Origin of the sequence: Flavobacterium aestuarii (assembly GCF_040049115.1) — a bacterium.
In the GTDB taxonomy this organism is placed as follows: Bacteria; Bacteroidota; Bacteroidia; order Flavobacteriales; family Flavobacteriaceae; genus Flavobacterium; species Flavobacterium aestuarii.
In genome coordinates this window covers 25,871-46,756 of sequence record NZ_JBDLZZ010000010.1, presented here as the reverse complement: position 1 = coordinate 46,756, position 20,886 = coordinate 25,871, and the positions used below count along the sequence as shown (strand labels likewise).

Below are 20,886 nucleotides of genomic sequence, written 5' to 3'. Positions count from 1 at the left end.
AAAAAAAGCCTCGAACAAACCGAGGCTTTTTTACTATCAGAATCTGAGTCTTATTTACTCAAATACATTTTTCTTCTAGAGTACAATTCGTAGAATTGGTCATCTTTTAAGTCATCAATAAACAAAATACTTTCACCTGTTGATTTCATCTCTGGTCCTAATGCCTTATTCACATTATGGAATTTGCTGAAAGAGAAAACCGGCTGTTTGATGGCATACCCTTTTAACTGTGGGTTAAAATCAAAATCAGTTACTTTATTGTGACCTAACATTACTTTTGTAGCGTAGTTTACATATGGCTCTCCGTATGCTTTTGCGATAAATGGAACTGTTCTCGAAGCTCTAGGATTTGCCTCAATAATATACACCGTATCGTCTTTTATAGCAAACTGAATATTGATTAAACCAACTGTTTTCAAAGCTTTGGCAATTTTATGAGTATGATCTTTTATCTGCTGCATCACAAATTCACCCAAGTTGAAAGGAGGCAATGTTGCATTACTGTCTCCCGAATGGACACCGCAAGGTTCGATATGCTCCATAATTCCGATGATATACACATTACCGTCAGCATCACAGATTGCATCAGCCTCAGCTTCGATTGCTCCTGCCAGATAATGGTCTAACAGCAGTTTATTGCCTGGAATCTGCTTCAATAAATTGATAACGTGTTCTTCCAGTTCTTTTTTGTTGATTACGATTTTCATTCCCTGACCACCTAGTACATAAGAAGGACGGATCAATAACGGGAAGTCTAATGTATCTGCCAATGCAGAAGCTTCGTCAGCTGTTTCAGCAATTCCGAATTTAGGGAAAGGAATGTGCAATTCTGTCAATAAATCAGAGAAACGCCCTCTGTCCTCGGCCAAATCCAAAGCATCAAAACTTGTTCCTATAATCTTCACTCCGTATTTAGACAATTTTTCAGCCAGCTTCAAAGCCGTCTGACCGCCAAGCTGTACAATTACCCCTTCTGGTTTTTCGTGCTGGATGATATCATAAATATGTTCCCAGAATACTGGCTCGAAGTATAACTTATCAGCTGTATCAAAATCTGTAGAAACCGTTTCAGGATTACAGTTAATCATGATGGTTTCGTAACCGCATTCTTTCGCCGCTAGAACTCCGTGTACACATGAATAGTCAAACTCAATTCCCTGCCCAATTCTGTTTGGCCCTGAACCTAATACTATTATTTTTTTCTTATCCGTTACAATACTTTCGTTATCAACATAGCGTGTTCCGTCAGCTTTTTCAATTTCAGCTTCGAAAGTAGAGTAATAATAAGGTGTTTTTGCTTTAAACTCTGCCGCACAAGTATCAACCAATTTAAACACACGGTTGATATTCATTTCTGAACGCAAGTTGTGCACTTCACTTTCCAGACAATTCATCATGTGAGCAATCTGTCTATCTGCAAAACCTTTTTGTTTTGCTTCAAGCAAGAGTTCTTTTGGCAGATTTGAAACCTTAAAGTTCGAAATTTCTTTTTCTAAAGTAAAAAGTTCTTCATATTGTTTCAGGAACCACATATCGATTTTTGTGATTTCGTGAATACGGCTCAATGGAATTCCCATTGCAATCGCATCATAAATTACAAAAACACGATCCCAGCTTGCAAATGTCAGTTTCTCGATGATCTGTTCGTAGTTTTTATATCCTTTTCCATCAGCACCAATCCCATTTCTTTTAATTTCTAAAGATTGAGTTGCTTTATGAAGTGCTTCCTGGAACGAACGTCCAATTCCCATTACCTCACCTACTGATTTCATCTGAAGTCCCAAAGTTCTGTCGGCTCCTTCAAATTTATCAAAGTTCCAGCGTGGAATTTTTACAATTACATAATCAAGAGTTGGTTCAAAAAGAGCCGAAGTAGATTTTGTAATCTGGTTTTGCAGTTCATCTAAGTTATATCCTAAAGCTAATTTAGAAGCGATTTTTGCAATTGGGTAACCTGTTGCTTTTGAAGCCAAAGCTGATGAACGAGATACACGCGGATTGATTTCAATTGCCACGATATCTTCTTTTTCATCTGGCGAAACCGCAAACTGTACGTTACAGCCTCCAGCAAAATTCCCTATACTGCGCATCATCAGGATAGCATAGTCTCGTAATTTCTGGAATGTTGTATCCGATAAAGTCATTGCTGGCGCAACCGTAATCGAATCTCCTGTATGGATTCCCATTGGATCCATATTTTCTATAGAACAGATAATTACTACATTATCATTTTTATCTCTCAAAAGCTCTAACTCATATTCTTTCCATCCCATTAAAGCTTTATCAATCAAAACTTCATGTATTGGAGAAGCTTCAAGTCCTCTTGTTAAAAGCTCATCAAAATCTTCTTTTTTATAAACAACCGCTGCTCCAGTTCCTCCAAGAGTAAATGAAGGACGGATTACTAATGGAAAACCAAATTCCTGTGCTATCTCTTTACCTTCTAAATATGAAGTAGCTGTTTTTGCCGGAGCAGTAGGAACATTGATTTTTTCCAAAAGCTGTTTAAACTGCTCTCTGTCTTCGGTAATGTTGATCGCATTAACATCAACACCTATCATTCTTACTCCGAAATCCTGCCAAATTCCTTTTTCATCAGCTTCCAGACACAAGTTCAAAGCCGTCTGTCCTCCCATTGTCGGTAAAACAGCATCAATCTGCGGATGTGCCTTTAAGATTTCAATAATGGATTTGGTTGTTAATGGTTTCAAATAAATATGATCCGCCATCGATGGATCTGTCATAATTGTAGCAGGATTTGAGTTAATCAAGATTACTTCAATTCCTTCTTCACGGATCGAGCGGGCAGATTGTGATCCAGCATAATCAAATTCGCATGCTTGACCAATAACTATCGGGCCTGAACCTATTATTAAAACGGACTTAATGGATGTGTCTTTTGGCATTTTTTTTATTATTGGAGTTATATTTTTATCACTTAGAATTTGAAATTTGTTAGGAAAAATCAAAAATCAAACTTTTAAACAGCAGTACCGCTTGGGTATAAAAAAAGGCGATACTAAAAAAAGTAACGCCTTATAGATGTTTATTCAAACATTATTTTTTGTGTCTAGGTTCGCTAGAAACAGTCAATTTATGTCTTCCTTTAGCTCTTCTGCGCGCTAGAACTTTTCTTCCATTAGCTGAAGCCATTCTATCCATAAATCCGTGTTTATTTCTTCTTTTTCTTTTCGATGGTTGAAACGTTCTTTTGCTCATTGCTTTGTATATTTAAATCTTAATTATAGTATCAGTTTATTTTTGAGTTTTGCTTATTTCAAAACCGAGTGCAAATATACAAAGACTTTTTTCACTGGCAAGTAGTTTTTAAAAAATATTTTTAAATCCTTTTACTATATTTGCAGACACAAATATACATCAATTATGTTTAATAAAATTATAAAAATTATACTAGCCGGACTTCTTGTCGCTGCTGGTATTTACGAAATTATCGATGACTCTGTAGGAAACGGAATCTTTCTTATATTATTGACTGCAATTCCAATTTTTCTTTATTTCAAAAACGAATTTATCCTGCTTGCGTTCTTAAAATTAAGAAAACAAGACTTTGAAGGAGCAAAAAAATGGTTAGCATACATCAAAAACCCAGAAACTGCCTTAGTAAGAAAGCAACAGGGTTATTTTAATTATCTGCATGGAATTATGGTTTCACAAACCAATATTAACCAAGCTGAAAAATATTTCAAGAAAGCAATCGAACTTGGCTTATCGATGGATATGGATTTGGCAGTTGCCAAATTAAATCTGGCTGGAGTAGCAATGTCCCGCAGAAGAAAACTGGAAGCTACCGCTTTATTAAATGAAGCAAAAAAACTGGATAAGCAGAATATGCTTAAAGAACAGATTGCAATGATGAAAGAGCAGATGAAAAAAATATAATTTACAATTTTATTTACAAAAAAGCGTTCTAATTAACTTTAGAACGCTTTTTTTTATACCTTAGACTCGTTTAAACGGATTTTTACGCCTTTAATCGGTAAAGTTATTAAATTGTTATTAACATTATTATTTTTGCCAACCTGCTTAATTTTAACCTTTTATGCGAAAAAATTTACTCACTCTACTGTTTCTTTTCAATTTGTATTCAATATACAGTCAAGATACGATTGTGTATTTTAGTGATGCTATAAAAGAAAATATCAACCCTTACAAGAGAGCCTCAAACAAAGCTTATGAAAGCAATAACATACAAGAAGGAAAAAAACTTTTCGATTCTTTAGTTAAAACAAAACTTATCGGGACAAAATTTGATGATTTCAGCATTAAAGTTTACAAAGAAAAAAACGTAAAAATCAATCGAATTAACAAACCTATATTCATTATTACGTATGCTTCATGGTGTGTAATTCCAAAAGGCGAAATTCCAGCATTAAACATACTAGCCAAAGAACACCGCAATGACCTACAATTCATTGTAGTTTTTTGGGACAAAAAAAATGATTTAAAAAATATTGCTAATAAATTTAATGATTACATCAAAGTATGTTATGCCAATGAATATTACGCAAAAGACTCGCACATAATTGCTACAATAAAACACACATTAGGTTTCCCTACTTCCATATTCATAGATGAAAATAAAAATGTTGTTAACGTTAAACATTTTGAGAATAAAATTAAATTAAAAACACCTATTAAGGAGGCTATTATCAGCAGTTACAACTACTTCAGCAAAGACATTAACGAAAACCTTGTTAATGCCGGGACTGCAAGCAAAAGCTTTACGATTAATTAATTTTAAGATTTAAAGCTGTCATTTAGACTCTCCTCTCTCCCAAGTATAATCTTAGGCAGATTGGCATTCAGCCATCTGTATTTATTGAGAATCATAATATGCGTCCCACCTGAGACTACAATGCTGTTTGCAATATATTTAATTGGAAAAACATCATCTGAATCTCCATGAACATGAATTACATCCGGATCTGCATCTGTTCTATCCCATAAAACAACCTGCTCAATAGCCCAATCCAAATAGCGTTTATCCCTTACTGAAAGAAATTTTTCATATAGCTTAAGTCTCTCATTCACTTTTTTGCCAAAAGAAAACTTAGCAAGACTTTCAATATTCTGAACCAAACTGACAGGAAGCAATTTATATGCTCTGGTACTTTTGGCCAGAACCATTCTTTTAGGAAACTCCAGATTGCTTTTCACGCTTGAAATAATTACAACTTTCCGCACCGATATAAAACGAGCCATTTCCTGAACCAGAATACCTCCAAAAGAAACACCTATCAAAACTGGATTTTGATGTTTAACATTCTCTGTCATCCGTTTTGCATATTCCCTCAATGTCTCTCTTTCATTTGGGATTTGCCATTCCAAAAAAAACATTTCGAATTCAGATTCAGGAAGTTTAATTCTTTCAAAAATTGCAATGCTGGCGGCCAGGCCAGGCATAAAATAAACTGGAATTTTATTCATCGAAATGTGTATTAATTTTATATAGATAAATCACAAATAAAGTTTTTCAATTTTTTATTCACTAAAATTAAAAATTTTATTTTCAAATATCTAAGCATCTCATTATACTTTTCAAAAAACAAATACAAGAAGCAAAAAGACAATACCAGCCAAACAATACACTCAATAATTTCAGTTTCTTAAGTTAATTACAAAAAACTTTTGCTATTGGAAATCAAATAATTAACTTTGCTATACATTCTAAATTAGAATTATAAAACTTTTTCCAGATTAGAAAAACATAAAAAAGAGTGTATTCCAGACACTCTTACAGCATTTGCCCATCATTATATATCAACTGCAATAAAAATGGAAACGATAATAAAATTAGAAATTAAAGACAATGCTTTTGCCAGACAATTTGAAACAAAAGCTGAAACAGGAATAGTCTCGCTAGAATATTCCTTTCAAGAGAAAAAAATTTTTCTGACTAAGATCAATGTTCCTGAAAATTTTAATGACGAAGAATTTATTTCTAATTTTCTAAAAAACATTATGGAAATTGCAATGGAGAGAAAACTAAAAGTTGTTCCCATTCTGCCGAAAACAGTAGCTTTCTTCAAGAAAAATCCAGTTTACAAAGAATTACTGCCACCAGGAATAAGAATATAAAAAAGGCTGTTTTTGAAACAGCCTTTTTCAATTAATAATATGACTTTTACTTTTCAATTTCTTTCATACTGTCCATTTTCTTGTGAGCTAAGAAACCAGTAATATCTTCGAAATGCTCAACAACACGTTTGTTTCCAAATTCAAAAACTTTGGTAGCGAGTCCATCAAGGAAATCACGATCATGAGAAACTAAAATCAAAGTTCCATCAAAATCACGCAAAGCATCCTTAATAATATCTTTAGTTTTCATATCCAAATGATTCGAAGGCTCATCGAGAATCAGCAGATTCACTGGCTCAAGCAATAATTTAATCATTGCTAAACGTGTTTTTTCTCCTCCGGAAAGCACCTTAACTTTCTTGGTAATATCATCTCCATGAAACATGAAAGCACCAAGGATATTTTTTATCTGTGTTCTTACATCACCAACAGCAATGTCATCTATAGTTTCAAAAATAGTAGCATTCTCATCCAGCAAAGCTGCCTGATTTTGAGCAAAATAACCAATTTGAGAATTATGCCCAATTTCGACAGAACCGCTATCAGGAGCAAATTCCTTCATTATAGCCTTGATCATAGTAGATTTTCCTTCTCCATTTTTCCCGACAAAAGCCACCTTCTGACCTCTTTCGATCACGATATTAGCATCCTTGAAAACTACATGATCCCCGTAGGATTTTGACATTTCCTTTACAATCACAGGATATTGCCCAGAACGGACAGCTGGCGGAAATTTCAGCCTCAATGCCGAAGTATCAACTTCGTCCACCTGAACAATTTCAAGCTTCTCCAGCATTCTGACCCTTGACTGAACTGCATCAGTTTTAGAAAAAGTTCCTTTGAAACGATCAATAAAAGCTCTGTTGTCAGCAATCATTTTCTGCTGTTCATCATACGCTTTCTGCTGATGAATACGACGGTCTTTTCTCAATTCTAAATAATGAGAATATTTCGCTTTATAATCATAAATACGCCCCATTGTTACCTCAATAGTACGATTGGTAATATTATCAACAAAAGCCCTGTCGTGAGAAATAACCACAACCGCTTTGGCCGAATTGATCAGGAAATCCTCCAGCCACTGAATACTTTCAATATCCATGTGGTTCGTAGGCTCATCCAGCAAAATCAAATCTGGTTTTTGCAAAAGAATTTTAGCCAATTCGATTCTCATTCTCCAGCCTCCGGAAAATTCAGACGTCTGACGCGTTAAATCTTCACGTACAAAACCAAGTCCGATTAGAATTTTTTCGACTTCAGCTTCATAATTTACCTCTTCAATCGCATAATATTTCTCGCTTAAGTCTGAAACCCTTTCGATTAATTTCATATAAGCGTCACTTTCATAATCAGTTCGGACAGTCAGCTGCTCATTTATTTCATCGATTTCAGCTTTCATTTTAAAGATTTCACCAAAAGCTTTTGACGCTTCTTCCATTACCGTAGCACCGTCTTTGGTCAATAAATGCTGAGGCAGATAAGCAACAACAGCTTCTTTTGGAACAGAAATACTTCCCGTTGAAGGCTTTCCTTCTCCAGCAATAATTTTTAAAAGTGTTGATTTACCAGCACCATTTTTACCCATAAGGGCAATTTTATCATTTTCATTTATCGCAAAAGAAACATCACTAAAAAGTGTAGTTCCCCCAAATTGAACCGAAATATCGTTAATTGTAATCATTTAGATTTTTAGATTTTTAGACTGCTTAGATGAATAAATCCCTCAGCCATTATTTTTTGAAGCTGCAAAGATAGATTAATTAGATAATTAGCCAATTAGATAATTTAGAAAATGTATCAATTAGAAAATGAGATAATTTTAAAAACAAAAAACTCCGCAAAGCATTCAGCATTACGGAGCATTATCAAATTTTCTAATTATCTAATTCTTTCTCACTCTTTCCTCCATTTTTTTGATTCTTCAAAAATATGTTCCAAAATAGCCGCTTCTTTTTCATCAAACTCCACATTTCTGCGGCTCATTACTAATCTTGCAGTCTCAAAAGCTTTTTTGGTAACATAAGTCGTAAATCCCGCTGCACCGCCCCATGAAAAACTTGGAACAAAATTTCGCGGGAAACCGCTTCCGAAAATATTAGCACTCACTCCTACCACGGTTCCTGTATTAAACATGGTGTTGATACCGCACTTACTGTGATCTCCCATCATCAGTCCGCAGAACTGAAGACCTGTTTTGGCAAAACTTTCGGTTTCATAACTCCACAATTTCACTTCTTCGTAATTATTCTTCAAATTAGAATTATTGCTGTCTGCCCCGATATTACACCATTCCCCAAGTACAGAATCCCCAAGAAAACCATCATGCCCTTTATTAGAATAAGCAAAGAGAACAGCATTTTTTACCTCACCGCCAATTCGGGAATGAGGACCAACTGTAGTAGCCCCATAGACTTTAGCTCCCATTTTCACCTGTGCATTTTCGCATAAAGCAAATGGCCCGCGAATAATAGATCCTTCCATAATTTCAGAATCCTTACCTATATATATAGGCCCCGCTGAAGCATTAAGAGTAACAAATTCTAATTTGGCGCCTTCCTCTATAAAAACATTTTCAGGTGCGATGACATTTACGCTTGCAGGAATAGGCTGTGATTTTCTATCTTCTGTCAAAAACTCAAAATCTTCGCGGATTGCCAAATCATTTTTTGAAAAAATATCCCAAGTATTCTCAATAGTTATGCAGTCTTCATTGTATTCAAAAATCTCATAAGTATCAAAATCTACTTCCTGCTGATCATCTGCATAGAAAGCAATAACATTATCGCCTTTAAAAATAGCCTGATTAGGTTCAAGATTACTAACCATTTCTGCTAAAATAGTATTGGGTAAAAAAGAGGCATTAATCATTACATTTTCCCGCATTTCCACCATCGGAAACTTTACTGACAAATATTCCTCGGTTACAGTTGTCGTTGTAGTTCTCAAATATGATTCCCATTTTTGGCGAATAGTCATAATACCAACCAAAATATCGGCGACAGGACGTGTAAAAGTAAAGGGCAGCAAAGCATTTCGAGCGGGACCGTCAAAAAGTATATAGTTCATAAATTAATTTATAATTATTAAAGAGTGATTTTGGTTATCCCCGCAAAGTTACAACTATTTTTAAATGATTACCGATTCATATTTCGGAATCATAACTGCAAAAGGGAATCGAAATTTTATAAAAAAAGCCCCGCAAATTGCGAGGCTTCTGATTTATTTGAAAACAGCTGAAATTATTTAGCGTGTTTAGCGTATTTAGTTTTAAATTTATCAATACGTCCTGCAGTATCGATAAGTTTAGATTTACCTGTGTAAAAAGGGTGAGAAGTTCTAGAAATCTCCATTTTTACAACTGGATATTCAACACCTTCGTGAATAATAGTTTCTCTTGTCTCAGCAGTAGATTTAGTGATAAAAACATCATCATTTGACATGTCTTTAAAAGCAACTAATCTGTAATTTTCTGGGTGTACACCTTTTTTCATCTTGAATCTTTTTTATTTGTTTGGCTATAACCTGCTTTGAAGCTTTTCCGCTGACAGAAAAGGTATAAACATATTATAACTTTTTGTTTTTATAATATTATTTTGAGTCTGCAAATTTACACTTATTTTTTAATATACAAACCTTTGCACTGCTTTTTTTATATAGATGTAAAAATCATTTTATACACGCCCATTATATCGGGAATTGTTATATTTGTGGATTAATTAAAACAGTCTCTATGGAAAATAATGTATCGCCAGCCAAATCTGGTGTTTTGTATGGTGTTTTATTCGGCGTCATAATGGTTTTAGAATTCGTAATTATGTACTTAGTTGGGATGAAATCATTAGTTAACACTAGTGTTGGAACAATTGTAAATATTTCTAATTACATTTTACTGCCTCTTTTGTTCATATACCTAGGTTGTACAAATTATAAAAAAAACATCAACAACGGTTTTATAACACTTAGTGAAAGTCTTAAAACAGGAGTATCTATAACTTTTATTGCTGCATTTGTGTACGCCGTTTTTAATATTATTTTTAATTACATTTTCCCTGAATTTATTGATGAAATGATAGCTATCACAAAAGAAGGTATGCTTGCAAAAGACCCAAACATGTCAAGTGAACAGCTTGAAATGGGACTTTCTATGGTTAAAAAATTCATGAATCCCCTAATTGTTTTACCAGTAACATTAGTCATGTATTCTTTCTTTGGTTTGCTTTATTCTCTAATTGTTGGTGCAGTAATAAAAAACGAAAAACCACAAAGTTTCTAAATTAATGAATTTATCCATACTCATACCGCTTCTTAACGAAGAGGAATCATTGCAAGAATTGTACACTTGGATTATTTCGGTAATGAAATCTAACAATTATAGTTATGAAATCATTTTTCTGGATGACGGAAGTACAGATGAATCCTGGAATATCATTTCGGGATTTGCCACTGAGAATCCTAATGTAAAAGGGATTCAATTCATGAAAAATTTTGGAAAATCACAGGCTCTTCATGCCGGTTTTGCTAAAGCAAAAGGTGATGTAATTATCACTATGGATGCCGATCTGCAGGACAGCCCGGACGAGATTCCTGAGTTATACGAAATGATTACCAAAGAAAAATACGACTTGGTTTCGGGCTGGAAAAAGAAACGATACGATTCAGTTGTTGCCAAAAATATTCCTTCGAAACTTTTTAACTGGGCTGCAAGAAAAACATCTGGAGTTGAACTGAATGATTTTAACTGCGGACTAAAAGCCTACAAAAATGTAGTAGTAAAAAACATTGAAGTATCGGGCGAAATGCACCGATATATTCCTGTTCTGGCCAAAAATGCCGGTTTTGGAAAAATCGGTGAAAAAGTGGTACAGCATCAGGCAAGAAAATATGGTGAAACCAAATTTGGAATGGAGCGTTTCATTAATGGTTTTCTGGATTTAATTACAATCTGGTTTCTTTCCCGATTTGGAAAAAGACCAATGCATCTATTTGGTGCGGCTGGTTCATTTATGTTTATTATTGGCTTTTTCTCAGCTGGATATATTGGTATTTCAAAACTGTATCACATGTACATGGGAATGCGCTACAGTCTGGTGACTAACAATCCTTGGTTTTACATCGCATTAACAACAATGGTTCTTGGAACACAATTATTTTTGGCAGGATTTCTGGGCGAAATTATTTTGAGAACCAAAAACAATGAAGAACGTTATAAAGTGTCGACTGAGGTGAATTTTTAAAACCCCACCTCCTAGCCTACTCTTTGAATGAGAAGGAAAAAAATAAAACAGATTAACAATTTAAACTAAATATATAATGCACATAGCACAAAACATTTTAGACGCAGTAAACGAATGGTTAACACCTACGTTTGATAACGAAACTCAAGTTGCCGTAAAGGAATTAATGACAACTTCGCCAAAAGATTTAGAAGAGAGCTTTTATAAAAACCTGGAATTTGGAACAGGCGGAATGCGTGGCGTGATGGGAGTTGGAAACAATCGCATCAATAAATATACGCTTGGAAAAAGTACTCAGGGATTATCTGATTATCTTCATAAAGTTTTCCCAAACCAGCCATTAAAAACGGTTATCGCTTTTGACTGCCGTCATAATAGTAAATCATTAGCAAAAGTGGTTGCCGATGTTTTCTCTGCAAATGGTATTCAGGTTTATTTATTTTCGGATTTAAGACCTACACCTGAATTATCTTTTGCCCTTAAATATTTAGGCTGTCAATGCGGAATTGTACTAACAGCATCTCACAATCCTCCTGAATATAACGGTTACAAAGTTTATTGGGAAGACGGCGGACAGATTGTTCCTCCACAGGACGGTGACATTATCAATACAATTGAAAAATTAAACTACAGCCAAATCAAATTTGATGCAAACGAAGATCTGATTCAATATATAGATACCGAAGTTGATCAGGCTTTCATAAAATCGACTATCGAAAACGCAAGTTTTGGAACATCACAGGAAGCCAAAGACAATTTGAATATCGTTTTTACTTCTCTTCACGGAACTTCTATTACTGCCGTTCCTGATACTTTTGCGCAGGCGGGATATAAAAACGTAAACATTGTTGAAGAGCAAAGAGTTCCAAATGGTGATTTCCCAACTGTAAAATCTCCAAATCCTGAAGAACCGGAAGCTTTGACACTAGCATTGGCATTGGCAGACAAAACCAACTCTGATATTGTTATTGGTACTGATCCTGACTGTGATCGTCTGGGTGTTGCTGTTCGAAATAATGAAGGCAAAATGATTTTATTAAACGGAAATCAGACGATGATTCTGATGACTGCTTTTTTATTGGAAGAATGGAAAAAAGCGGGTAAAATCAACGGAAAACAATTCGTTGGTTCAACTATTGTTTCTACTCCAATGATAATGGAATTGGCGTCGGCTTATGAAGTTGGATTCAAAGTTGGTTTAACTGGATTCAAATGGATTGCCAAAATGATTAAAGATTTCCCAGAATTGGAATTCATTGGCGGCGGAGAAGAAAGTTTTGGATATATGGTAGGCGATGCTGTGCGCGATAAAGATGCTGTTGCGGCCACTTTATTAATCTGCGAATTAGCCGCTCAGGCAAAAGCCAGCGGAAGTACTGTTTACAAAAAATTACTAGAATTGTATGTAGAACACGGTTTTTACAAAGAACATTTAATTTCGCTTACTAAAAAAGGAATGGAAGGATTGGCAGAAATCAATAAAATGATGATTTCTTTACGCGAAAATCCTTTGAAAGAAATTAATGGTCAAAGAGTGGTAATGGTTGAAGATTACAAATCATCTATTGCTAAAAATCTTTTTACAGGCGAAGAAGAAGCTATTGACATGCCAAAAGCTGATGTGCTGATTTACTATACTGAAGATGGATCTAAAATTTGTGCCAGACCAAGCGGAACTGAGCCTAAGATTAAATTCTACATCAGTGTAAAAACTGAGCTGGATTCGGTTGAAAATTTTGTAAAAGTTGAGCAGGTGCTGGACGAAAAAATTAAAAATATAATTACTGCCATGCAGTTAAACTAATGGACGAAAATTTAAGAAAAATATTTCCTTTTATAAAACCTTATAAATCACATGTCATTATGAATGTGATTTATAATGTTTTGTATGCACTTTTCAGCACGCTGTCATTTATATCATTAATACCAATGATGCAGGTGCTGTTTGATAAAACTCAAAAAATAACTGCAGAACCTGTTTACAAAGGCATTTTTGATATTACAAAATTTGCAAATGATTATTTGTATTTTTACATCACCCAATTATCTGAAAAAAGCGGGCCTCAATATGCTTTGGTTTTAGTTGTTTCGCTAGTAATATCAACTTTTCTTCTTAAAAACCTTTTTAATTATCTGGCTTCAAATCATTTAATGCACTTGAAAAATGGTGTCTTAAAAGATTTAAGAAATACGATGTATAATAAAATTATTGAGCTTCCTGTTTCCTATTATTCCGAAAAAAGAAAAGGCGACATCATGGCCCGAATGCTGGGTGATGTCGGCGAAGTTCAGAACTCTTTCTTTGCTATTTTAGAATTAGTTATAAAAGAGCCAATGACAATAGTGTTTACCATAATTGCTATGTTTGCGATTAGTGTTAAATTAACAATTTTTGTCTTTATTTTCATACCTGTTTCAGGGTATTTAATTTCAATTATAGGAAAATCACTTAAATCAAAATCACAACGGATTCAATCCGAAGCTGGTCACTTAATTTCAATTGTAGAAGAATCACTTTCGGGAATGAAAGTAGTAAAAAGCTATAATGCTGAAAACAGTTTCAAAAACAAATTTAATATTTCAGTTACGACGTTATTAAAACTCTCAAACAGTATTGGCAAAAAAAATAATCTTGCATCGCCAATGAGCGAATTTATGGGGATTGTTGTTATTGCGATTTTACTTTGGTATGGAGGAAATATGGTATTGGTTGAAAAATTAGCAAACGGTGAACCATTACTGGAAGGAGCCAAATTCCTTGCTTATATGGGACTAGCTTATAATATTTTGACTCCCGCCAAAGCCATTTCAAAAGCGACCTATTCCGTAAAAAGCGGTATGGCAGCAGCACAGCGTGTATTTGAAGTTCTGGAAGTAGAAAACACAATTACCGACAAGCCGGATGCCATAATTAAAAAATCATTTAACAATATCCTTACTGTTGAAAATATCAATTTCAAATATGAAGAGGAAAATGTATTGCATAATTTTTCGTTAGAAGTTCCTAAAGGCAAAACAGTAGCTCTTGTTGGTCAGTCTGGCAGCGGAAAAAGTACCATTGCCAACTTATTGACACGTTTTTATGATGTGCAAGAAGGTACTATAAAAATTGACGGTATTGACATCAAAGATATGACCTTGAATTCATTAAGAGATTTACTAGGTTTAGTAACTCAAGATTCTATTCTTTTTAACGATACCATCAAAAATAATATCCTTATTGGAAAGCCAGATGCTACTGATGATGAAATTATAGAGGCTTTAAAAGTTGCCAATGCCTACGAATTTGTAAAAGATTTACCTCTTGGATTCGACACGAATATTGGCGACAGCGGGAACAAACTTTCCGGTGGTCAAAAACAGCGTTTATCCATTGCACGTGCCGTTTTGAAAAACCCGCCGATAATGATTCTGGACGAAGCAACATCGGCATTGGATACCGAAAGTGAAAAATTTGTTCAGGTTGCCCTCGAAAACATGATGCAGAACAGAACTTCAATCGTGATTGCACACCGTCTTTCGACCATCCAAAAAGCGGACAAGATTGTGGTAATGAAAAAAGGGAAAATTGCAGAACAAGGAACTCACGAAGAACTAATTGAATTAAAAGGAACATATAACAAATTAGTAACAATGCAATCCTTTGAATCTTAATCAAGATTACTGAATTTTGACAAAAGTAAAAACGAGCTGACAAACCATTTTAGATTTATTTTTTTGACTTGCCGAATTTTAAATCTTTAAATCAAAAAATAATGTATCTCGATAATAAAAACATAAAACTGCCACAAGATCCAGATACCATTGTATGGAAATATCTGGACTTGTCAAAGTTTTTGGACTTATTGCTTTCGCGAAAATTATTCATGTCGCGTTCCGATAAATTTGAAGATCAATACGAAGGCACTTTTAGCGAACCCACATACGAGGAAATCAAAAAACTATCCATCGACAATCCTGATTTTCTAAACTTCTACAAAACACACAGGGAAAAGGTTGCCATTAGCAGCTGGCACATCAATGAATATGAATCGTTTGCCATGTGGCAGATTTTTACCCAAAATAGCGAAGGATTAGCCATACAATCCACAATAAGAAGGCTTCAGGAAGCTTTAATTCCCGAAAAAAATTATACGCAATACATTGGCGAAGTGAATTATATCGATTACAAAAAGGAATACATTCCATTTGACGATATGTTTTTTCCATTTTTATTTAAGAGAAAAAGCTTTCAGTATGAACGTGAAGTTCGTATCATTACTGATGTAGCGGACAGTAACATCAAATTAAACGATGGCTTGAAAATAAATGTAGATATTAATCAATTGATTGATAAAATTTACATTCATCCGAAATCCGAGAACTGGTATAAAAATTTAGTTATTCAACTGGTAACGCAACTGGGATTTGATTTTGAAATAGAAAAATCAGATTTGGAAAGCGATATTTTGATTTAAACATCAAATTGGATCATAAGTCTCCACCTTCCATTCCTTATCCGCTAAATTAATGTAACTATAATGTACTACATCCTTGCTATCAAATTTTCCATTTTTATTGGTGTCTTCGACGGTTCTAAAGTATAAACGATTCTGGGATTCAATTAAATTCCAATCTATCAATTCCTGAAAATCAACTGAAACTTTCGTGAACTGTTCACCGCTAATTTTACTCAAATACAATGTCGTGATATCACTTACATCAAGTTTACCATCCTTATTGGTATCTTTATCCATAAGCGCATAAACCATGATTTGTTTATTGATCTTATCCGAAACCCTTTTTAGATAGGTTGCAGTCTGAATCAAAACAGGTTTATCCGTTAACGCTTTTATGGAATCTGAACCTATTTTTTGGAATTTAATATTTTGCAAATAACCTGTAATCTGATACTCGGATGTATTGGATACAGTAAAACTCAAATCATTCACACTCGAAGAGCCGTATTTGTTTTTGGATCCTTTATCATAAATACTCAAATCGCCTACAGGATGAATCAAATAATCGGTTCCCTGCATTTGGATTGGCAAATCGGCAATTTCTATCTGGGTGGAATCAACCTTCGGAAGCTCCTTTCCAATTTTTGAAGCATCATAAATCACTTTTGGCTTTTCTGTCTCCTCTTTACAGCTAGCCAAAAAAATAAGCGAGATTCCAATACAGACAAGATATGATGTTCTCATAATAATTTTAATATTAAATAATAAATTCAAATGTAATCATTTTTAAAAATGAAAAGAAATACACTGTACAATTATTGATTCTACCTCATTTCTATTTATATCTTAAAAACTATAATCTTGCGGTTAACTTCAAATTAAAAACACGTGAGGTCATATAATTAGGAATAGCATATTGTGTTTTGGAATACACATCCCGAACCCAAGTATTTGTTATTGCATTTTGATTGTTAAATAGATTGAAAATTTCAAATCCCAAAGACAATTCCTTAAAATTCTTGAAAAATTTCCTGTTGGACATTCCTACCTTTTGATCGATAAAAACCTTGGAGAAACCAACATCTACCCTGCGATAATCATTCAAACGGTTTTGATACAAATACGGATCCGAATATGATGGTGAACCTCCTGGCAATCCCGTATTGTAAACCAAATTAAGATACAATTTCAAACTTGGAATCTTTGGCATATAATCCTGAAACAAAAGACCAAACTTCAATCGTTGATCTGTTGGTCTGGCAATATAACCCTTATCGTCTATATTCTCTTCAGTTTTTAAATAACCAAAACTAATCCATGAATCTGTCCCCGGAACAAACTCACCGTTAAGTCGGACATCTACACCTTGCGCATACGCAATAGCATTATTATTCGCCATATAACGTATTCTAACATTATCAATCGTATAAGTATTTACATCAGTCATTTTTTTATAATATGCTTCTGTAACCAGTTTAAAGGGACGTTCCCACATTTTGAAACTATAATCGTTACCCAAAACAATATTTAACGATTTTTGAGCTTTGGTATAAGGTTGCACAACCCCATCATAATCCCTTAATTCCCTATAAAACGGAGGCTGATTATAAATACCGGCAGTAAACCTGAAAAGCATGTCTTTTCCCCAATCCGGTTTTATCGCAAATTGGGCTCTTGGACTAAAAACAGTCTGGATCTTGCCATTTATATTGTCACCGGAAACTTCCCAGCTTTGCATACGGGCGCCTAAATTGTACCATATTTCATTAGTCCCCAAATTATCTTTTCGGCTCCATTGCGCATAGGCAGAAAATCGGTCAATATCAGTAAAATTAATAGCTCTTACGGATTGATAAGGAACCAATAATCCCGAATAAGGCTGATAAGGCTCGTCATTTTTGGGCAATATAATAGGCGGTCTTATTGAAAAACCTGCTGAATCGATTACCTCCCATTCCGAAATTCGATCACGAATGGATTCCCTCGTATATTTTATTCCCCATTCGATTTGATTTTGCTTCCAGTTATTCAATCCCTTGATTTCCAAATTGGCAATCAAGGCATCCAAATCATTTCGGGCATGATTAAGCTGAGAACCAACACCTCGTGAAAACGTAATATCCCCATAAGAATCAGACCCAATATTGGTATCTGCTTCACCTAGCCTATATTGCGCATAAATATCAAAATATTCCTGTTCAATAGTATGAAAAACAGAGCTGATAAATTTTAAAGAAAAAGAATCATTGACTTGATAGGCAGTTTTTAAAGCACCAAAATAAGTATTATACAAATCTTTCTCTTTTCCTTGATAATAAACAGCAAGTACCATAGGCTGATCTATTGTCCCAAAATTAGTTTGACGTGTAAGCGGCTCGTATAAATATTTATTTTGAGATATATTTCCCAGAAAACTCCAACTCCATTTGGCAGAAGCCTTATAATTGATATTAGCCTGAATATCTGCAAAAGCAGGAGTATAATTTGTCTGGGTATCCTGGCTATTTACAAGAAGACTGTTGTTTCTATAGCGGATTCCAGTAATAGCAGACCATTTTTTGTCCTTAGAAACTGCATCGACGGCAAGGCTTCCTCCCAGAAGACTCATTTCGAATGAAGCTCCAAATTGTGTCGGATTTCTATAGGTAATATCCAACACCGAAGACATTTTATCACCATACTTCGCTTGAAAACCTCCTGCTGAAAAATCTATGTTTTGAACCAAATCCGTATTAATAAAACTCAATCCTTCCTGTTGTCCCGAGCGTATCAAAAAAGGGCGGTATACTTCTATTTCATTGACATACACCAAATTTTCGTCATAATTTCCTCCTCGCACACTGTACTGGGTACTTAGCTCATTATTAGAATTTACGCCCGGTAATGTCTTTAAAACATTCTCAATTCCAGCGTTGGCTCCGGGAATAAAGCGAATGTTCTTGGCTTCAAAAGTCAGAATCCCTTGAACCGATTTTTTATTATTATTAATGACAACCTCGCCCATTTGTTCCTCTTGATCACTCATATACATATTAAACAGGTATACTTCTTTAGATTTCAAAGTGACTTTCAGGCTGGCTTTTTTTAAGGAAACGTGAGTAAACTCGACTACCACACTTTCATTGGCCGGAATCTGAATTTGAAAAAAACCCTTTCCATCAGTTTGAGTATTATTGCTGCCACAAGATACATTTACACCCTCAACCGGATTGTTTTTTTTATCCAAAACTACTCCTTTAATAAAAGCTGTTTGAGCAAACAAAACTGTTCCCACTAATAAAAAAACAAAACAGCATAAGGATTTAAAAATATTCAATTGATTTTGTTTTTTACAATTTTTGATTACGTTGAAAATGTGTTTCAAAGGTAGTAGAATTCCCTACATTATCAAGCACAACTATTTTTAATTCATTGTCTCCTTCAGTGGCTATTCCGTCATTAAAATCATAGGTCAAAAGGCTCGTTTTGTTATCATATTCCATTAAAATCCATTTTCCGTTAAAGTAACCGTTATATGATTTTATGCCAGACAAGCCATCTGAAATACGAACCTGAAGGACTTTTTGATTACTCAGGTTTTTTCCTTCAATGGATTTTGGAACTCTCACAACAGGAGCAATCGTATCTATTGCCAGTTTGTATTGTCCAAGTGTTTTAGTACGGATTTCATAAACATTGTTTTTCTCTCGGGTAGAATTGTAGCTCACTCCGCTGCCTGTTATTCTGCCAATAAAAACTTTATCCTTTTGACTTGCATCATAATTATTACTCTCCATTGCAATTGTAAAATTAGTATGCGCTGGAACGGTATCATCATGTACTGTCAAAATATTATTTTTGAAATCGAAATTCAAATTAAAGTCATTATAAAATGTACCAGCCGGGAAAAAAACTGAATTTTTATCTTTTTCAAAAAAACAATCTTTTGAAGCTTTAACTACATAATTAGACACAACAGCTTCTTTTTCGATTATAGCAGAGAGCGAATCATATTCTACAGGAATAGCAATAGTTGTTTTATTTCCAAAATAATCAGAAACTTCCAATTGACATAAATCAGTAAGATTTGGCAATACTGGAATAATGCCATTTGACGCATCGGTTTTTATAATACTAAGGCCATAAGGCGGATCCATGAACAGTTTTTGAATCCTTTGACCCGTTTTTTTATAAAATGAGTAATCTATCAGCGCATTTACATAACGCATTTCATCAAAAGAATAGGTATTGAATTGATAACCAAAAATTGGTCTTCCATTGCGAAATAAATCGACATTGAATGAACCGTTTTTATTAAAAGAAAGATTATCATAATCAAAAGTGGTAATTCCAAAACCAATTCTGCCATTTGCCACCACTTTATCTGCCAGATAAGTTCCATCCTTTTGCAGCGATATATTAATTGGAATTCGTCGCTGCGAATGATTTACAACTGTTTTTGAATCGAGAGGATAAGCATATAAATTCGAAACAATTGGTTTCTTGGTATCTTCAAGCAAGGCATCAAATCCAAAGAAAACAGGATTGATTATTTTTTCGGTCTTTGTATCTCTAAACTCAAAATGCAGATGAGGACCTTCGGATGCGCCCGTATTGCCAGAGAGTGCGATTATCTGCCCTTTTTTTACAGGCATCTGATTGGGTTTAAAATACATTTCAATCTCAAAAGACTGTTCTTTATAATGTGTCTTTTTTATATAACTTTCAATCGAATCCGTTGCTTTTTGCAAATGTCCATATACCGAAGTAAAACCATTTGGGTGATCAATGTAAATTGTTTTACCGTTCCCGAAAGTAGAAATCTTAATTCTGGATACATATCCGTCAGCAACTGCATATACATTCAATCCTTCTTTCTGAAGGGTCTTCATATCAAAACCAGCATGAAAATGATTAGGACGCAATTCTCCAAAATTTCCAGACAATCTTAAAGGAATATCAAGAGGCGATCGGAAATAATCTTTAGGATACTCAGTTTGCCCAAAAAGTGACACAGAGAACAGCAGCAAAAAAAAGTGAAGTTTCATGAAATACATTTTTGCTAAGATAAAAAAAGCAAGCAAAACCCGCAAGGCAAAACAAACCTAAACACAAAGCGCTGAAAAACAAATAAT

The 20,886-nt window shown here is 34.4% G+C and carries 17 protein-coding genes; 8 read left to right on the top strand and 9 right to left on the bottom strand.

The genetic code is table 11. The features are described from left to right. Positions 1-50: 50 nt before the first annotated feature. Together carB and rpmH are read right to left on the bottom strand one after the other, a co-directional pair. Entirely contained in the window at positions 51-2,906 is a 2,856-nt protein-coding gene (gene carB / locus ABEG11_RS11945) for a carbamoyl-phosphate synthase large subunit (protein ID WP_348824405.1), read from the bottom strand. Between the two features lie 151 nt (positions 2,907-3,057). Beyond that, positions 3,058-3,219: a 50S ribosomal protein L34 gene (gene rpmH / locus ABEG11_RS11940; RefSeq protein WP_008464848.1), complete on the bottom strand. Its 162-nt coding sequence runs from the start codon at positions 3,217-3,219 to the stop codon at positions 3,058-3,060. 165 nt (positions 3,220-3,384) lie between these two features. Here rpmH and ABEG11_RS11935 point away from each other — a divergent pair, with 165 nt between their 5' ends. Then, a complete protein-coding gene (locus tag ABEG11_RS11935) occupies positions 3,385-3,900 on the top strand; it encodes a DUF2892 domain-containing protein (protein ID WP_348824404.1) in 516 nt (171 codons plus the stop codon). Positions 3,901-4,060: 160 nt separating this feature from the next. Next, the gene (locus ABEG11_RS11930) at positions 4,061-4,756 is read left to right on the top strand and encodes a TlpA family protein disulfide reductase (protein ID WP_348824403.1); all 696 of its coding nucleotides are present in this window, start codon (positions 4,061-4,063) and stop codon (positions 4,754-4,756) included. Between the two features lie 2 nt (positions 4,757-4,758). Here ABEG11_RS11930 and ABEG11_RS11925 read toward each other — a convergent pair whose 3' ends face one another. Beyond that, on the bottom strand, positions 4,759-5,448 hold the full coding sequence (locus ABEG11_RS11925) for an alpha/beta hydrolase family protein (RefSeq protein ID WP_348824402.1): 690 nt from the start codon (positions 5,446-5,448) through the stop codon (positions 4,759-4,761). Between the two features lie 348 nt (positions 5,449-5,796). Here ABEG11_RS11925 and ABEG11_RS11920 point away from each other — a divergent pair, with 348 nt between their 5' ends. Beyond that, entirely contained in the window at positions 5,797-6,099 is a 303-nt protein-coding gene (locus tag ABEG11_RS11920) for a GNAT family N-acetyltransferase (protein ID WP_348824401.1), read from the top strand. A 46-nt stretch (positions 6,100-6,145) separates the two neighbouring features. Here ABEG11_RS11920 and ABEG11_RS11915 read toward each other — a convergent pair whose 3' ends face one another. The 3 genes from ABEG11_RS11915 to ABEG11_RS11905 form a co-directional block, all read right to left on the bottom strand. Next, positions 6,146-7,780 carry an ABC-F family ATP-binding cassette domain-containing protein gene (locus ABEG11_RS11915; RefSeq protein WP_348824400.1) on the bottom strand — a complete coding sequence of 545 codons (1,635 nt, stop codon included), beginning with the start codon at positions 7,778-7,780 and terminating at the stop codon, positions 6,146-6,148. Positions 7,781-7,992: 212 nt separating this feature from the next. Further along, positions 7,993-9,165, bottom strand: coding sequence for a GlmU family protein (locus ABEG11_RS11910; RefSeq protein ID WP_348824399.1), 1,173 nt, complete (start codon positions 9,163-9,165; stop codon positions 7,993-7,995). 173 nt (positions 9,166-9,338) lie between these two features. Continuing rightward, entirely contained in the window at positions 9,339-9,590 is a 252-nt protein-coding gene (locus ABEG11_RS11905; RefSeq protein WP_194643780.1) for a type B 50S ribosomal protein L31, read from the bottom strand. Positions 9,591-9,829: 239 nt separating this feature from the next. Here ABEG11_RS11905 and ABEG11_RS11900 point away from each other — a divergent pair, with 239 nt between their 5' ends. From ABEG11_RS11900 to ABEG11_RS11880, 5 genes are all read left to right on the top strand, one after another. Continuing rightward, positions 9,830-10,372 (top strand): DUF4199 domain-containing protein, encoded by a 543-nt coding sequence (locus ABEG11_RS11900; protein ID WP_348824398.1) that lies wholly within the window; start codon positions 9,830-9,832, stop codon positions 10,370-10,372. Positions 10,373-10,376: 4 nt separating this feature from the next. After that, entirely contained in the window at positions 10,377-11,333 is a 957-nt protein-coding gene (locus ABEG11_RS11895) for a glycosyltransferase family 2 protein (protein ID WP_348824397.1), read from the top strand. A 76-nt stretch (positions 11,334-11,409) separates the two neighbouring features. After that, positions 11,410-13,137, top strand: coding sequence for a phospho-sugar mutase (locus ABEG11_RS11890; RefSeq protein WP_348824396.1), 1,728 nt, complete (start codon positions 11,410-11,412; stop codon positions 13,135-13,137). Beyond that, entirely contained in the window at positions 13,137-14,987 is a 1,851-nt protein-coding gene (locus tag ABEG11_RS11885; RefSeq protein WP_348824395.1) for an ABC transporter ATP-binding protein, read from the top strand. Before ABEG11_RS11890 ends, ABEG11_RS11885 begins: the two co-directional genes overlap by 1 nt. 101 nt (positions 14,988-15,088) lie before the next feature. Beyond that, on the top strand, positions 15,089-15,790 hold the full coding sequence (locus tag ABEG11_RS11880; protein WP_348824394.1) for a hypothetical protein: 702 nt from the start codon (positions 15,089-15,091) through the stop codon (positions 15,788-15,790). 3 nt (positions 15,791-15,793) lie between these two features. On the opposite strand, the gene ABEG11_RS11875 is transcribed toward ABEG11_RS11880, so the two are convergent. The 3 genes from ABEG11_RS11875 to ABEG11_RS11865 all read right to left on the bottom strand — a co-directional run bounded on the left by ABEG11_RS11875 (position 15,794) and on the right by ABEG11_RS11865 (position 20,799). Beyond that, on the bottom strand, positions 15,794-16,516 hold the full coding sequence (locus tag ABEG11_RS11875; RefSeq protein WP_348824393.1) for a hypothetical protein: 723 nt from the start codon (positions 16,514-16,516) through the stop codon (positions 15,794-15,796). Positions 16,517-16,625: 109 nt separating this feature from the next. Next, positions 16,626-19,088 (bottom strand): TonB-dependent receptor, encoded by a 2,463-nt coding sequence (locus ABEG11_RS11870; RefSeq protein WP_348824392.1) that lies wholly within the window; start codon positions 19,086-19,088, stop codon positions 16,626-16,628. 13 nt (positions 19,089-19,101) lie between these two features. Beyond that, positions 19,102-20,799, bottom strand: coding sequence for a M23 family metallopeptidase (locus tag ABEG11_RS11865; protein WP_348824391.1), 1,698 nt, complete (start codon positions 20,797-20,799; stop codon positions 19,102-19,104). Positions 20,800-20,886: the final 87 nt, after the last annotated feature.